Source organism: Hirschia sp. (assembly GCF_058892565.1).
Genome location: NZ_JBZXVU010000035.1, coordinates 1 through 13,885 on the forward strand (window position 1 = coordinate 1; position 13,885 = coordinate 13,885).

Genomic DNA, 13,885 nt, shown 5'->3' on the forward strand with positions numbered 1-13,885 from the left:
TTGCGCTTACACCCGAAATGCGCGTATTTCTGAATTCTGAATTTGAACGCACAGGTACAACAGTTCGAGGTCTGGCCAAACGGATAGCTCGACCGGGTGATTTATCCCGTCTGATACAGCGCATACACTTCTGGCGCTTGGGTAAAACCAAAAGTGTTGTTGAAGAGGACTGGAGAATCGCCATAGAAGTTCTGTCAAAAACTCAAGACGCAAATACATAAAATTTTATGTAAAGTTAATCACCCTTTCAATTTCTTCCACTATTATATTTGTAGGTTTGAAATTATTGCAGCGCACAATTAACGTTGCAATTGAATTTTATACAACCGTAGGCCCGCTAAGAGGCCAAAAACAGGGAAGTAGTGGGGAGGCGCATGGCGTTTCAAAGAGAAAACAAGATTCAAGAATTCAGAGCTGATGCGTTGCGCGTTGCGGCGGCAGAGCTTCCGGCGGTGAAGGCGGCGTTTGCTCCGAGTGGTTTTGTTGACCCTGAAACGCAGGTTGAATTGGATCGTATGATTAACGCCTTGCCTGGTGTAACTGCGCGTGCAGATGAAAACGACATCCTTCTTTCTCATGGTTCACGAAATGATATGGATCGCGGACAGGATGCGGCGAAACGCCATGTGGATCGCGCGGCGTTAGAGCGTGAAGCGCGCCGCAAGTCCTCAGACATGGTCAACTTCCTTTATATGCTTGGATACGACAATATCGGTGATTATATCGGTGACGTTGTCTTTGGTGATATGAGCGATGATGAAATCGCGGCTTGTGTTGATGAGATTGAAATCGCAACAGGTAAGCCAATTGAAGAATATGCTTCTGATATCCTTGGTGAGGATATGCCGGAACGTCGCGCTGGTGAAAGCGATGTGGATTATCACAGGCGCGTTCTTGATGCGTTGGCGGAGGAGATGTTCGAGCTGGGCCCCGATGGCAAACCGCGTGTGAAGAATGAATATAAAGACGATCCGACGGCGCAAATTATTATGCGCGACAAACGCTACCGAGAGGTTGTTGCTACGGCGGAAAGCATCGATGCAAGGGCGCAGGTGGACGGTGCGACGGCGAAGTTAAAGCATGAAACCCAAGTTGCGACGGAGCCCGACTATACTGTTTCACACATTATTGGCAACACGATAGTGAATGAAGAGCTATCAGAGGTCGCTAGAAATGGGCAGGACGGACATCGGGAAGATGGTTTCGCTGTTGCTGACAGAGCCGATAATTCTGCGTCATTCTTGAGTGATTTGGGCCTTAGTCGTTCTTTTAGTCCGGCTGCTTCAGGGGAGGTTATTGAAGTTGCGTCTCCCGAGCCTACTGAAGAAGCCCCATCACCCGCAGTAGGTGTAGATCCATCTTTAATTTAGGCCAATTGGCGTATAACCCTCTAATGAGGCTGTTTGTCTTAGGTCAGCACCTCGCTGAGCCTGCAAGGCTTTAGCAATGGGTAGCAAGGCTACGACATCTTCGGCTGCCCTATCTGCTGTTTGTTGGTCTAACAGAGCGGGATCAAGGTCTTCTGGTAGGCCGTATTTAGCGTTATCCACCTGAAAAATATCGTTTCCAATGTTGATTGTAATTCCTGAAGATCGGGTACCTGGGTTTGGAGAGGTAAACACTTCTGCGGATCCCCTGTTGGGGTATTTAGAATCCAAGGCCGTCTGATAGCGATTAGCAAAGTGATCGACCACGGTTTGTAGATGCTCTTGAGGGATGTCATCGCCGATGTGTAAGATTAGGCCAATATTGAAGCCGGATTCGGCATGCGCACTTGAGTCTTCTGAAGCCTGCCCCAAAAGTGCAAGTTCTTGTTTGTGGGTGATGGAAGAGCTGCTAGTCAGAGCGGCATTGTCTTCGGCGGTCGCTGCCCCTGAAAACGACATCGTAAGCGCTGAAAGTCCGACTATTCCTGCTTTAACTGCATTCTTCATAACAATTCACCTTGTGCTGCGCGGGGCTAATGCTTTGAAACCTTTCAACAAATCATTCGAAAAAGGACCCTTTTTCTTGCAAGGCAATAATCTTTTGTGTTACGTTCCGTATTATATATTAAGTCGTTGTTTTGTATCGACTAACTAATGAGTGCGGGCCGTAGCATATCGAAACCGCGCAAGTCTGAGAAAAAGGGTCCTTTTTTAGGGGGTGTGCAGCCAGTATCGCGATGTGCGTGCGGGCTTTTGCGCATCTTTGAAAGGAACGGCTCGTATGGTTTCCTCTAAAACCAAGGCCTATGGCTATTACCGCGTCAGTACAAATGACCAAAACCCGCAGCTCCAGATTGATGCATTGAAAGCGGCGGGGTGTGTTGAAATCATAGGTGATATCGGTGTTTCGGGTTCTAAGGCTTCAAGGCCCGCTTTTGATGAATTGATGAGTAAGATTGGGGTGGGTGATAAGCTGATTGTTTGGCGGTTGGACCGTATGGGGCGGTCGTTGCGGCATTTGATTGAGGTGAATGCGGTGCTGGAGGAGCGCGGCGCAAAGTTTGAGTTTCTGACCGAAAAAATCGACACCTCAACGGCGATGGGCGAGTTTGTGTTTCATATCCTCGCTGCCGTCGCGCAGCTTGAGCGCGAGATCATTCGCGAGCGCACATTGGCAGGTATGGCGGTGGCGGCGAGCGAAGGGCGGTATCCTGGGCGACCAAAGAAGAGTACGCGTGAATTGTTGCTTGCGTGAAAATGCCCTTATATTTCATTGAGATAGAGAATTTTATTGCACAGAAACAGTGTTTTATGCGATTTTAAAGAATGATTTCAGGAGTGTTTAAATATTTCCAAGAGCGCATAGAAGCTGGAGAAATTCCCGCCGATTATGGTGTGCTAAAGCCAAGCGTCGAAGAAAAACCTACACCTCCACCGCGTAAAAGAGAAATTCCAGGGGGCGTATCTACGCTTGTGAGTAAGCCGGTGTGGCCTGAAGCACGGGATGCGGATTCACTAGACCTATAGCTTTACTTCTAGTTTTACTTGGCTGCGACCAATATCTCACTCCATAACTGCTGTGTCAGATCAAGAAAGGCGCGCTCCATCGCTTCTAAGGCCTCGGTAGAGCTTTGCCCATGCAATGCGGCCTTCTGACCTGCTCTCAACACAATCTCGTGAATGATGAATGTGGTTCCAGCCTCAAAGCATAGCTTCATAAGAGCGTGATCGGACAACTTCCTTTTTCGAATAGAGGCAAGTTCCTGCATAATGTATGCATACAGGTGAAGGTCTGACTGAAATGTCGACATTACAGAGTTTTTATAGGCCTTTAGTGGGCAGTATCGACAGCTTCGGAACTTGTCGAAATCCGCCTTGGCTGCTTCTAGGTCTAAATATTCAATAAACTGCAGCTCATATCCTTGAAATTGAACGCTGTGCAAACGGATATGCTTATTGATGAAGGCTCTTGGGTGGCCTCGGAGGTCACACTTGGTCAAACAAGAAAAGTAGTCTGAGAAGGCGACAGTCTGACCACCATGATAGAATTTAGACATTGTTGCGATGAAATGATCATAGGCTAGAAAGCTCGGAACCTGATTTGTTTGGGCGCTGTTGGCCAGAAGGATATAAACTTTCGGGGCATCCACAGCGCGGATCTTGTTTAATACCCGTCGTACAGTGGGTGCTGATGTCCCCATACCTTTAGCAATTTGTCGATTGGAAAAGCCGCAAAGGTTATGACGCCAGATTTCTAAATAGAAATCTTGATCCTTTTTGGCGTTCGGGAAACGATCAGTCGCTTGGTTCATAATAAACAATTAGCCCTTTGATTAACTGCTAAGAATTCATACTGCGTTCTCTATTTCTGTAATTTGGCGCGATCTGCGTACTTAAGCAAATCAGTGATTGAGTGAATAGGAATGTTTGGCTGATCTCCACTCATGGGCGGATGTAGGAAGCTGAATTCATGCATCTGTGCGCCATAGAGTTCTTTAGTGGAGAACGTCATGTTCGGATCAAAAAAGACTAAGACTAAATCAAAGCCGCAAAAGAAACCGCTTCCTTGCTTTAAATGCAATGGGACAGGGTTTGAAACGGTAGCCCATCGAGGTGGGGTGACAAGTCAAACTTGTCGGACCTGCAACGGTACGGGTCACCGCTAGAGCCATAGCATTTGACGGGGAGACGACTGGTACTCGTCCCCCGCCATTTCCCTCAAAAAATTTCGACTAGAAACCTTATAGAAGGAGTGGAACCATGCCACTGTCCAACGAACACTTCAACCCTACAGGTCGTGTATTCGACCATACTCAATCTCGTATTTCAGAGTCCGATGCTCCGGCAAGCGGCACTTCTATTAGCGTAGCTTCTTCCTCAAGTTCGGGAGGACTTAAGGCCTTTATTCGTAATCCTGTAGGACAGGCAGCCATTATGGCGGCTGTCTATGGGATAGACGGATTCTTAGACTTCCAACGGCAGAACGAGTATTACGGCACGCCTGAAATTTGGCCGATGGATTTGGCGTTTATCGGCGTTGTCGTTTGGCTTCCGGCCTTCTTGATGCTTAAGCGCAAAGGTTATGTTTCGGCAGGCGCGCTCTGTTTAACAGCGCTTATGAATGTTGGCGGAATCTGGCAGGAAGTCGCCGCGGGGAATGAGATGTATGCATCCAGTTCTATCATCTGGCACCTCATTGCCTTCGGGGTTTTCGCTCGCGCCTCTTGGAGCCTTTGGAAAAATCGCAAGATCAAATCAGCTTAAATTTTAGAGGGCGGCGCACGGCGTCGCCCATTATACGGAGTGACAGTTATGGCGCGTAAAGCACCAGCGTCTGGAAAGGCGCGCGGAGATGGCGGATGGTTTGCGCTGTCACTCTCCGGCCTGATCATGGTTTTGGGATACCCCCAAGTCTTTGGGATTTCCCGCTGGATCATGGAGACGTTCTTCCACGATGCATCGGTCGATGCGGGATACCTCATCATTCCTGTTTTCCTGCTGTGCATGATGGTCGGCTTCTTCGGCTTGGCGGTGTTGTTTCAGACCCTCCCCAAGCTCTTGATGCTTGGCCACTTCATGCGGCGATAGGGGGTGGGCATGAATTACGGCTTTAACAATGAGCATTTTCGCTATGGCAGTGCGAAGCTCGCGAGTGAAGAAGAGGTCGAAGCAGCCGGAGCGTTTGATTTTCGTCCTCAGTCTCGGTTTGGCGGCTTCTTTGGTGGTCGCGCATTTGGATATTCGGGCTTAGCGGGCGAGGTCATCGTCGGTGGGGCTCGATGCGGCAAGTTGGCCACACATTTGGCCTGTAATCTGTGCCTGGGCGGAAGCCGTCTCAACCGCATCATTCTTGATGTGAAGGCCGAGGCCTTCTTCATTGCCAATCTGCTGGCGGTTGAAGGACGGCATAACATTGTTTGGAACCCCTCGAAGATCGACGGCTTGCCATATCATCGGATCAACCCGCTCGATTATATCCATATCGACAGCCTCAATCTCATCGACGATGTGACGGCGTTCTGTGAGATGGCGGTGGCGTTGTCTGGTGCCGCCCAAGCCCGTTTCTTTGAATTACGGGCGCGGTGGTTCCTGCAAAATATTTGCCTTACTCTGGTCGAGATTGACGGCGTGTTGCGACTGGATCGGCTTTATTGGGCGATTACACAATTTACGGCAGGCGGCGATGAGTGGTTGTCTGAGTTGGCCTTTCCCATGAACCGCTCACGTTTTTCGGATGTGCGGGACTGCGAAGAAGAAATCGCGGGGCTGCGCTCGCGTGAAGGCGGCGGGTTTGATGGGATATGTGGCGAGCTGAGTAAGAGCTTTGCCTGCTTATCCTCGCCCGCTTTGCGCGAGTCTGTCAGCCCGCCTTATAATTTTTCATTCTCCAAGCTCTGCGAAGACAATCAGCTTTATGCGGTCAATCTCTGTCCCAAGGGTGACTATGTTCGCCAATGGGCGCTTGTCATCAAAGCAATGTTTCTTAGCGCGAAAACCTATCGGGCGGCTGCACCGTCTGCGCCTCGCCAACATTGGATCATTGATGAAGCGGCTCAACTTGGTGCCGCGCAATTCATCCTTGATGCCTATACCATCGGGGCAGGCTCATGGGGCGTTACGCCACTGACGATCTGGCAAAGTACATATCAGATGAAATCTCTAGGAGAGAACGCCGAAAATATTTTGATTGGGAGCGCAGGGTACCAGGCGTATTTCGGTATCCGAGATATGCCGTCGGCGACCACATTGAGCCGTCGAATTGGTTCAGAAACTTTGGAATATGATGATACTGCGCAGCAATCCAAAGCGCGTCAGGACTACAACGAAGCGCTGATTGGCTTGCTCGAAGGCGAAGATGTTCTAAGCGCTGGATTACGGGCGGATCACTTCAAACACGCCTCACGCATCCGCTCCAAGCAACAACGTCACCTGCGCACGCCGGATGAAATCCTGAATATGCCGCCGAACAAGATGTATGTGTTCATGGATGGCGTTGAGGGCGCGATTTATGCGGATCGCTATCCCTATTACGAAGTTCCGTTCATGGCAGGACGCTATCTTGGTTCGCCCTATTATCCGCCGATGGATCAGGTTGAGATCGCCACCTCTTCAGGCCCGCAAATGCGGCGGATTATCACCGAAGATGTTCCCCCGCAGCTCGCCCATTACCCGCAATACAGCCAGAGCGGACAATGGAACTATGTCGAGGGCTTTAGGCCCGTCCTGTAAGCCCAGCAACCACAGAAGGAGATCAATATGCCCCAACGACAAAACCCAGACCAGAACGAGACAAAAGCGCCGGAAATTGTGCTGCGAGACGGTAATCTGCGCAGTGCTTCATGGAGAAGTGAGGGGGAATACGGCCCCGCTGTTCAATACGCGGATCACAAAGCTCTATCGTGATGATCAGGGCAAGCCACAAGAGACCTCAACGCTGTCGGCTAAAGACCTGCTGCGCGTTTCCGAGCTTGCCCGTGAAACCCATCAGGAGATTGTGGCGCGTCAGCGAGAACATCGCCTTGAGCGTGGTCAGGAGCAGACGAAGGATGTGCAGCCAGAGTTCTCGGAAGACTGGCACGATGATGAGAAAAGTCGTGACGACATTCAGCGCGAGCGCTTCAAGGAAGAGCGCCAGCCTTCTCGGGGAACGCGACGCTCGCAAAAGCGTGAACGACAAGCGCGCTAATCGAAGAGCAATAAGACGAAAATTTCCTTGCTCAAATTTGAATTAGAGTATAGGTTCTCTTTTTGTTCTTGCCTGTTAAGCGTGGTGCTTAATTGGGTGAAAGTAAAGGAAGGACGAGGATGTAAATATAACTGACTAACACAAAGGACGACGAGTCATGGAGGAAACCAAGACCACACCACCGGAATATAAGAGTAGATTGCCAATAGAGGGGCAAAATACGCAAGAACAAACCAATACTGTTCGGTTTGATTTAGAGGCCTATATGCCTTTACTTGAAGATGCAGACATTTCTGATGCTCAGAAAATGGAATTGCTGCGGTCTTTATATGCCATTATGGCGAGCTTTGTTGATCTGGGTTTTTCTTTGAAAGCTCCTGCTTGTGGACAAGCAACAAAAGATACGGACACTTCAGCCAATGCGTTGCGTGATCATGTATACTCTTCTCATCACAATTTTAATGAACGCATTGAAAATGCTGCACGCTCCGATAAGGATGTTGCAGGGGAAGGAGTCAAAACATGACCCACCAAACTATCACACAAAAAACGGCAATCATTTACTGCAGAATCTCTTCTTTAAAGCAGGCGTCTGATGGGGATGGCTTGAATAGCCAAGAGCATCGATGTCGTCAGTATGCTGCACAAAAAGGCTATGAGGTTGAGGCGGTTTTTCCAGACTCAATCACGGGTGGCGGAGATTATCTCAAGCGCCCTGGTATGGTTGCGCTGCTATCTTATCTTGATGCTCAAGCTGCCAGCGGAAAAGAATATGTCGTTATTTTTGATGACCTCAAAAGGCTTGCGAGAGATACATCGGCCCATATTGCGCTTAGGCAAGAGCTGTCATCTCGCAAGGCAACGGTTGAGTCTTTAAACTTTAAGTTTGAAGAAAGCCCTGAAGGAACCTTCATTGAAACGATCCTTGCTGCGCAAGGGCAGTTAGAGCGGGAGCAAAATTCTCGGCAAGTTCGCCAGAAGATGATAGCCCGTGTTGAAAAAGGATTTTGGGTATTCCGCGTACCTGTTGGTATGAAATACGTGCCATGCAAAGGTGGCGGAAAAACTCTAGTGCGAGATGAGCCTCTTGCGTCTATTTGCGCCGAGGCCTTGGAAGGTTTTGCGAGTAATCGTTTCGCGTCACAAACTGAAGTGCTGCGTTGGCTGGAAGCTCAACCTGAATTTCCCAAAGACAAACCAAACGGCACGTTGCGGCCTCAGACCGTAACGCGCTTTTTAGGCAAAGAGGTTTATGCCGGATTGGTAGCCTCAAAAGCATGGGGTGTGTCTCTTCGAGATGGACAACATGAAGGCCTAATTTCAGTGGCCACTTATGAGAAGATCCAGAGAAAGCTCAAAGAGGGTGTTTATGCACCAACGCGCGTTGATACGCATGCAGACTTTGCATTGCGTGGTGCTGTAAAATGCGGGGGCTGCGGATATCATCTGACAGGTGGCTGGTGTAAAGGTAAGAGGAAAAAATATCCGTATTATTTCTGTGTGAACCGTGATTGCGATCAAAAATCTAAAACGATCCCTCGCGATAAGCTCGAAGGAGAGTTCGGGGAACTACTGGGTGAGCTTCAGCCCACACCTGAGCTCGTTAGCATAGCAAAGGCCATGCTAATTAATTGTTGGAATCAGCGCCTTGCGCGTGCTGAGGAGACAGCATTGGCGTTTCGAGCAGAAGCTGAAGCCTGTGAGGCTCAAATCAGTGACTTGGTCGATAGAATTGTAGAATCAACTAACCCGCGCGTGATTAAGGCTTATGAAGATAAAATCTTAGAAGCCGAAAAGCGGAAGCTCGTAATGTTGGAAAAAGCAGCTCAAACCAACAAACCGTCAATGCCATTAGAGAGTTTGATTGAACACGCCTTAAGGTATGTGTCAGCGCCAAAAAGTCTATGGGATTCAAAGGTTTTGGAGTTGCGTAGGTTGGTGCTTAGGCTGACCTTCAGCACTCATCTGAGTTATTTGAAAGGGCGCGGTATTAAACACCCTGAAACGACAGCGCCGTTTAAATTATTTAATCATATCAAACAATTAGGAGAAGATATTATGACCTCACGCCCTGAATTCGCTTTTGCGGAAGGAATGGTGCCGTCGGGGAGAATTGAACTCCCGACCTCAGCCTTACCAAGGATGCGCTCTACCACTGAGCTACGACGGCAAATATCGCGAATGCAGCCAAAATAGCCGCAGCGAGGGATCCGCATAGCCGATCTAGTCATTGAAGAAAAGACCTAAGATGGCTATGAGAGTTCAATCATGACCGATAAAATTGAAAAACCGACAAAAAAATACCCTAAAGAAACGCGTGAAGAGCGGTTGTCAGCAGCATTGCGCGCTAACCTTCGACGTCGAAAAGCGGTAAAGAAGAAAAAAAAGAGTGTTCAAACTGATTCTCCGCCTACCTCGGAAAATCACGAAGAATAAAATTCCCAAACTGCGCCTTGTTTGCGCCTTTAATCTAGGCTTTCGTCCCCTATGGACAAATTAGTAATTACCGGAAATGGCCCCTTAAATGGTGAGATAGTCATCTCAGGAGCCAAAAATTCAGCGCTTAAACTAATGGCAGCATGTCTTTTGACTGATGAACCATTGGTTTTGTCTCGGATGCCAAATTTGGCGGATACGCGTTTTTTATCTGAATTATTGGCGTCATTAGGTGTCGAAGTGTATTGGCCCAAGGGCGAGAATACCTGTCATCTCAACGCTGCCACTTTAAAAACTACGATCGCGCCTTATGAGCAGGTGCGTAAAATGCGTGCGAGTTTTAATGTTTTGGGGCCGCTTCTGGCGCGTGAGGGGCATGCTACTGTGTCTTTACCCGGCGGGTGTGCGATTGGCGCTAGGCCCGTGGATTTACACTTAAAAGCTTTTGAGGCTATGGGTGCGGATCTCGTTATTGAGCAGGGATATGTCAAAGCAGCAGCGATTCGCGGACTCAAAGGCGCTGATATTGAGCTGCCTTTCCCTTCCGTTGGTGCAACTGAACACACAATGTTGGCGGCAACTTTGGCAAAAGGCACAACACGGATAAAAAACGCAGCGTGTGAACCGGAGATTCAAGATCTTGCTTCTTGTTTGAATGCAATGGGCGCAAATGTGTCTGGTGCAGGAACAAGCACGATTACAATTGAAGGTGTTGAAAAGCTGCATGGACACAAGCACCTTGTTATGGCTGACCGTATCGAAGCGGGTACTTATGCTATGGCTGTTGCGGCAACAGGTGGGGATGTCTTATTGAAAGACGCACCTGTTGAGGGGCTTGCGGCAATGATTGAACACCTTGAAAAAGCAGGTGTTTCAGCAAAGCCTGAAGCTGAAGGCTTGAGAATTAAACGCGGTGAAGGGCGATTAAAGGCTGTAAATGTTGTGACCGCACCTCACCCCGGATTTCCAACTGACCTTCAAGCTCAGTTTATGGCTTTGATGAGCACTGCTGATGGCGTTTCTACCATTACAGAGAACATTTTTGAAAATCGCTTTATGCATGTGCCGGAATTGTCGCGTTTAGGAGCAAAGATTCAGGTGAAGGGTAATGAAGCGGTTGTGACAGGTGTGGAGAAGCTAAAAGCTGCCCCTGTTATGGCAACTGATTTGCGTGCGTCTGTGTCATTGGTCATTGCTGGACTTGTGGCAGATGGTGAGACGACGGTTAGTCGTGTTTATCATTTGGACAGAGGGTTTGAGCGACTTGAAGAGAAATTGGAAGCTTGTGGTGGTAAGGTTGTTCGGGCTGTTGAGTAGATAGTCATCGAAACAATCTGAAGCGTTTTAAGAGCAGCCACCATTAAGTGAGCAGATGAACTGGAAAGCACGATGAAAAAACCATCACCTCTCAGGTTATATGCCGAGGATGCTGAAGGTGTTGAGATCATTTCTTCCATTACACAGGATGGGGTTGCGAAGATAAACGGCCTATCTTTTGAGAAGAAACTTCATCGCTTTTCTATTGAAATGAACCGCTTTAATTGGGAGTTGCCCAACTCAAAAAAGCCGTATTTTCGAACTCGTTCATTGTTGGCTGTAGATGGTGTTTTGAATGTGAGAGCGCGTAATCTACCTCAACAATCGTCTGATGCAGTCATTTCTTTGTTGGCAATTGTTTTTAAAGGTGAAGAAGAGCAACCAAATGGTGTCGTTAATTTGCAGTTTGCAAATAATGTTGAAATAGAGTTGGAAGTTGAATGTGTCGACTTATCTTTAATAGACTCTGATACCTCATGGCCGACATTGAAGAAGCCTAAACACAAGATTGCCGCTAAGAAAGCTAAGACATAATGGCTCGCCGATTTAATATACTAGAAAACGCTACAGATTTTGACGGTTTTAAAGCCTTCATGAAAGAACCACGCGGCGGCGGTTCTTTGGATGTTTCTGTCGCGGCGAATATCGTTGATGATGTAAAAAACAGAGGTGCAGTAGCCGTTGTTGAATACACAACTAAATTTGATAAATTGGATCTGAATGTTTCAACGCTAGCAAGTTCTCAAGTTGATTTGGAAGCACTTGCCTCAAAATGTCCTGAAAATGTGAAAGCAGCCATAAAGTTTGCTGCCAAACGTATCGAATACTATCATGCTCAACAGATGCCTTCAGATCACCGCTTTGTTGATGATGACGGCGTTGATATGGCGTGGCGTTGGGGGCCGATTGATGCAGTTGGTTTATACGTGCCGGGCGGGCGGGCAAGTTATCCCAGTTCAGTCTTGATGAATGCGATCCCAGCAAAAGTTGCTGGTGTGAAGCGCATGGTGATGGTTGCACCCGCACCAGAGGGAAACTTAAATCCAGCCGTAGCGTATGCGGCGCTGACCGTTGGAATTACCGAATTTTATCCTATCGGCGGTGCTCAAGCAGTTGCGGCCCTAGCCTATGGCGCAGGTCCGCTTTTGCCGGTTGATAAGATTGTGGGCCCAGGAAATGCATTTGTTGCAGCAGCAAAAAGAATTGTGTTTGGAGATGTCGGTATTGATACAATCGCTGGTCCGTCAGAGATCACTGTCGTTGCTGATGGTAAAAACGATCCGACTTGGATTGCAGCCGACCTTCTCTCTCAATGTGAGCATGATCCGGCTGCACAATCTATTTTGATTACATCGGATCAAGGTTTTGCAGATAAGGTCGAAATTGCTATAAAAGAGCAGTTGGAATCCCTTTCCACCCAAGCAACAGCAACAACAGCTTGGGAAAATCATTGTGCAATCGTAATCGCTCCAATGGATAGAGCGGCTCAGCTTGTTGATATAATTGCGCCGGAACATGTTGAGTTTGCAGTTGATGATCCTGAAGAGCTTGTTGATTCGGTACGTCATGCGGGTGCAATGTTTGTAGGCCGGTATGGTCCCGAGGCATTGGGAGATTATGTGACTGGTTCGAATCACGTATTGCCAACTTCTGGTGCTGCGCGGTTTTCTTCAGGGCTTTCATCCCTTGATTTCATGAAAAGAACATCGATTCAGCGGATAAGTGTTGAAGCTTTTGCTGCTTTGTCGGAAGCTGCTGAAACTTTAGCTATTGCTGAAGGCTTGCCGGCACACGCAAAATCTGTGTCTATTCGCAAGAATTGATAGCGAGCGAGATAATGGATGAAAAAAATAAAATAGCGTCTATTCACTTAGACGATGAAACTTTATCAGCTGCTGGCCCAGACGCAGAGCATGAGCGGCGGGTCGCTATTTTCGATTTGATTGAAAATAACTACTTCAAGGTTGAGGGTGTTGATCCTTCAGGTCCTTATGATGTCACTCTTTCCTTGATGGATCAAAAACTGGTGTTTGCCATTCGCAACCCTAGTGCAGAAGAAATGAAGTTTATTATGTCTTTGATGCCGTTTAAGCGGATTATCAAAGATTATTTTCAGATTTGCCAAAGTTATCATGATGCAATTCGTTCTTCATCACCATTGAGAATAGAGGCAATTGATATGGGACGACGCAGCCTTCATAATGAGGGGTCTGAGTTGTTATCCCAAAGACTTGAAGGCAAAGTTGTACTCGATTTTGATACTTCTCGTCGTTTATTTACATTAATTTGCGCTTTGCACCAAAAGGGTGGTCCCGTGTAATGGCTAGTGATGCGGACATTCAGTCCGTTTTGTTTGTTTGTACTTACAATGCTGTGCGTTCGATTATGGCTGAAGCACTATTAAAAGGTATTTGTGGGCGTCAGAAATATGTTCAATCTGCGGGAGTTCATATGGGCGGTGAGCCCGACGTGTTCGTAATTGCTGCGATGAAAGAAGTTGGAATTGATGTTTCACATCATTCCCCTAGAGCATTATCAGACATGAATGAGGGTAGTTTTGATCTGATTATTGCGCTTTCAGAGGAAGCGCATCTTTTTGCAATTGAAGAAACTCGCACAGAATCAGTGGACATTGAGTTCTGGCCGACATACGACGCTACTTCAACAACGGGTTCGCGAGACCGTAAAATGGAAGCGTATCGTGAAGTTAGGGATCAATTGCTAGCGAAGATTAAAGATAGATTCGCTAAATAGATGAATTTCTGATTATAAGACCCTAAATATAGAATGCGAATTAAACTGTAATTCGCGTAGCCGATCGAGGAGTATATGGCGAAAGAAGAATTATTGGAATTTTCCGGAACGATTGTGGAATTGCTACCGAATGCAACTTTCCGTGTGAAATTGGAAAACGACCACGAAATCATTGCCCACACTGCGGGTAAGATGCGTAAGAACCGTATTCGTGTCCTAACAGGCGACAAAGTGCTTGTGGAGATGACACCATATGACCTGACTA

General features: G+C 47.7%; 19 protein-coding genes, 1 tRNA gene and 1 pseudogene. 17 read left to right on the top strand and 4 right to left on the bottom strand.

The features are described from left to right. Positions 1-221: hypothetical protein (locus AC5EF3_RS13525; protein WP_493548428.1), on the top strand; the 221-nt coding region annotated here is incomplete at its 5' end. A 153-nt stretch (positions 222-374) separates the two neighbouring features. After that, positions 375-1,370 (top strand): hypothetical protein, encoded by a 996-nt coding sequence (locus tag AC5EF3_RS13530; RefSeq protein ID WP_493548429.1) that lies wholly within the window; start codon positions 375-377, stop codon positions 1,368-1,370. Here the strand turns inward: AC5EF3_RS13530 and AC5EF3_RS13535 are convergent. Next, positions 1,362-1,934 (bottom strand): hypothetical protein, encoded by a 573-nt coding sequence (locus tag AC5EF3_RS13535; RefSeq protein WP_493548430.1) that lies wholly within the window; start codon positions 1,932-1,934, stop codon positions 1,362-1,364. The two genes, AC5EF3_RS13530 and AC5EF3_RS13535, sit on opposite strands and share 9 nt — an antisense overlap. A 274-nt stretch (positions 1,935-2,208) precedes the next feature. Between AC5EF3_RS13535 and AC5EF3_RS13540 the strand changes: the two genes are divergently transcribed. Further along, positions 2,209-2,682 (top strand): recombinase family protein, encoded by a 474-nt coding sequence (locus AC5EF3_RS13540; RefSeq protein WP_493548431.1) that lies wholly within the window; start codon positions 2,209-2,211, stop codon positions 2,680-2,682. An 83-nt stretch (positions 2,683-2,765) separates the two neighbouring features. After that, positions 2,766-2,954, top strand: coding sequence for a hypothetical protein (locus tag AC5EF3_RS13545; protein WP_493548432.1), 189 nt, complete (start codon positions 2,766-2,768; stop codon positions 2,952-2,954). 14 nt (positions 2,955-2,968) lie between these two features. Here the strand turns inward: AC5EF3_RS13545 and AC5EF3_RS13550 are convergent, their stop codons facing one another. After that, positions 2,969-3,739 carry a hypothetical protein gene (locus AC5EF3_RS13550; protein ID WP_493548433.1) on the bottom strand — a complete coding sequence of 257 codons (771 nt, stop codon included), beginning with the start codon at positions 3,737-3,739 and terminating at the stop codon, positions 2,969-2,971. 50 nt (positions 3,740-3,789) lie between these two features. Next, positions 3,790-3,939 (bottom strand): hypothetical protein, encoded by a 150-nt coding sequence (locus AC5EF3_RS13555; RefSeq protein WP_493548434.1) that lies wholly within the window; start codon positions 3,937-3,939, stop codon positions 3,790-3,792. Positions 3,940-4,187: 248 nt separating this feature from the next. On the opposite strand from AC5EF3_RS13555, the gene AC5EF3_RS13560 reads away from it, so the two are divergent. The 6 genes and pseudogenes from AC5EF3_RS13560 to AC5EF3_RS13585 form a co-directional block, all read left to right on the top strand. Further along, positions 4,188-4,691 carry a hypothetical protein gene (locus AC5EF3_RS13560; RefSeq protein ID WP_493548435.1) on the top strand — a complete coding sequence of 168 codons (504 nt, stop codon included), beginning with the start codon at positions 4,188-4,190 and terminating at the stop codon, positions 4,689-4,691. A gap of 48 nt (positions 4,692-4,739) precedes the next feature. Further along, positions 4,740-5,015, top strand: a complete 276-nt coding sequence (locus tag AC5EF3_RS13565; protein ID WP_493548436.1) for a hypothetical protein — start codon at positions 4,740-4,742, stop codon at positions 5,013-5,015. 9 nt (positions 5,016-5,024) lie between these two features. After that, entirely contained in the window at positions 5,025-6,656 is a 1,632-nt protein-coding gene (locus AC5EF3_RS13570; RefSeq protein ID WP_493548437.1) for a type IV secretory system conjugative DNA transfer family protein, read from the top strand. A gap of 103 nt (positions 6,657-6,759) precedes the next feature. Then, positions 6,760-7,113, top strand: coding sequence for a hypothetical protein (locus AC5EF3_RS13575; RefSeq protein ID WP_493548438.1), 354 nt, complete (start codon positions 6,760-6,762; stop codon positions 7,111-7,113). Positions 7,114-7,270: 157 nt separating this feature from the next. Then, positions 7,271-7,639: a hypothetical protein gene (locus tag AC5EF3_RS13580; RefSeq protein WP_493548439.1), complete on the top strand. Its 369-nt coding sequence runs from the start codon at positions 7,271-7,273 to the stop codon at positions 7,637-7,639. Further along, positions 7,636-8,664, top strand: a pseudogene (locus AC5EF3_RS13585) (recombinase family protein); the annotation flags it as partial. The gene AC5EF3_RS13580 and the pseudogene AC5EF3_RS13585, both read left to right, overlap by 4 nt. 544 nt (positions 8,665-9,208) lie before the next feature. Here AC5EF3_RS13585 and AC5EF3_RS13590 read toward each other — a convergent pair. After that, positions 9,209-9,283: transfer RNA gene (locus AC5EF3_RS13590), tRNA-Thr, on the bottom strand. Positions 9,284-9,381: 98 nt separating this feature from the next. Here AC5EF3_RS13590 and AC5EF3_RS13595 point away from each other — a divergent pair. From AC5EF3_RS13595 to infA, 7 genes are all read left to right on the top strand, one after another. After that, positions 9,382-9,549 (top strand): hypothetical protein, encoded by a 168-nt coding sequence (locus tag AC5EF3_RS13595; protein ID WP_015827610.1) that lies wholly within the window; start codon positions 9,382-9,384, stop codon positions 9,547-9,549. Positions 9,550-9,600: 51 nt separating this feature from the next. Beyond that, a complete protein-coding gene (murA, locus tag AC5EF3_RS13600) occupies positions 9,601-10,866 on the top strand; it encodes a UDP-N-acetylglucosamine 1-carboxyvinyltransferase (RefSeq protein ID WP_493548440.1) in 1,266 nt (421 codons plus the stop codon). A gap of 72 nt (positions 10,867-10,938) precedes the next feature. Further along, the gene (locus AC5EF3_RS13605; protein ID WP_493548441.1) at positions 10,939-11,400 is read left to right on the top strand and encodes a DUF2948 family protein; all 462 of its coding nucleotides are present in this window, start codon (positions 10,939-10,941) and stop codon (positions 11,398-11,400) included. Then, the gene (gene hisD / locus AC5EF3_RS13610; RefSeq protein WP_493548442.1) at positions 11,400-12,689 is read left to right on the top strand and encodes a histidinol dehydrogenase; all 1,290 of its coding nucleotides are present in this window, start codon (positions 11,400-11,402) and stop codon (positions 12,687-12,689) included. Before AC5EF3_RS13605 ends, hisD begins: the two co-directional genes overlap by 1 nt. A 14-nt stretch (positions 12,690-12,703) precedes the next feature. Next, a complete protein-coding gene (locus tag AC5EF3_RS13615) occupies positions 12,704-13,186 on the top strand; it encodes a UPF0262 family protein (protein ID WP_015827606.1) in 483 nt (160 codons plus the stop codon). Continuing rightward, complete coding sequence (locus AC5EF3_RS13620; protein WP_015827605.1) at positions 13,186-13,620, top strand: arsenate-mycothiol transferase ArsC; 435 nt, start codon at positions 13,186-13,188, stop codon at positions 13,618-13,620. Before AC5EF3_RS13615 ends, AC5EF3_RS13620 begins: the two co-directional genes overlap by 1 nt. A gap of 75 nt (positions 13,621-13,695) precedes the next feature. Next, positions 13,696-13,885 (top strand): translation initiation factor IF-1 (gene infA / locus AC5EF3_RS13625; RefSeq protein WP_493548443.1); only part of this gene is annotated, 190 nt, incomplete at its 3' end.

Bases quoted from the DNA above. Each gene is read 5' to 3' on its own strand.
- AC5EF3_RS13595 (WP_015827610.1), top strand. From the start codon at position 9,382: ATGACCGATAAAATTGAAAAACCGACAAAAAAATACCCTAAAGAAACG.
- AC5EF3_RS13540 (WP_493548431.1), top strand. From the start codon at position 2,209: ATGGTTTCCTCTAAAACCAAGGCCTATGGCTATTACCGCGTCAGTACA.
- AC5EF3_RS13580 (WP_493548439.1), top strand. From the start codon at position 7,271: ATGGAGGAAACCAAGACCACACCACCGGAATATAAGAGTAGATTGCCA.
- AC5EF3_RS13550 (WP_493548433.1), bottom strand. From the start codon at position 3,739: ATGAACCAAGCGACTGATCGTTTCCCGAACGCCAAAAAGGATCAAGAT.
- AC5EF3_RS13620 (WP_015827605.1), top strand. From the start codon at position 13,186: ATGGCTAGTGATGCGGACATTCAGTCCGTTTTGTTTGTTTGTACTTAC.
- AC5EF3_RS13535 (WP_493548430.1), bottom strand. From the start codon at position 1,934: ATGAAGAATGCAGTTAAAGCAGGAATAGTCGGACTTTCAGCGCTTACG.
- AC5EF3_RS13615 (WP_015827606.1), top strand. From the start codon at position 12,704: ATGGATGAAAAAAATAAAATAGCGTCTATTCACTTAGACGATGAAACT.
- AC5EF3_RS13530 (WP_493548429.1), top strand. From the start codon at position 375: ATGGCGTTTCAAAGAGAAAACAAGATTCAAGAATTCAGAGCTGATGCG.
- AC5EF3_RS13565 (WP_493548436.1), top strand. From the start codon at position 4,740: ATGGCGCGTAAAGCACCAGCGTCTGGAAAGGCGCGCGGAGATGGCGGA.
- AC5EF3_RS13560 (WP_493548435.1), top strand. From the start codon at position 4,188: ATGCCACTGTCCAACGAACACTTCAACCCTACAGGTCGTGTATTCGAC.
- hisD (WP_493548442.1), top strand. From the start codon at position 11,400: ATGGCTCGCCGATTTAATATACTAGAAAACGCTACAGATTTTGACGGT.
- AC5EF3_RS13570 (WP_493548437.1), top strand. From the start codon at position 5,025: ATGAATTACGGCTTTAACAATGAGCATTTTCGCTATGGCAGTGCGAAG.
- murA (WP_493548440.1), top strand. From the start codon at position 9,601: ATGGACAAATTAGTAATTACCGGAAATGGCCCCTTAAATGGTGAGATA.
- AC5EF3_RS13605 (WP_493548441.1), top strand. From the start codon at position 10,939: ATGAAAAAACCATCACCTCTCAGGTTATATGCCGAGGATGCTGAAGGT.
- AC5EF3_RS13555 (WP_493548434.1), bottom strand. From the start codon at position 3,939: ATGACGTTCTCCACTAAAGAACTCTATGGCGCACAGATGCATGAATTC.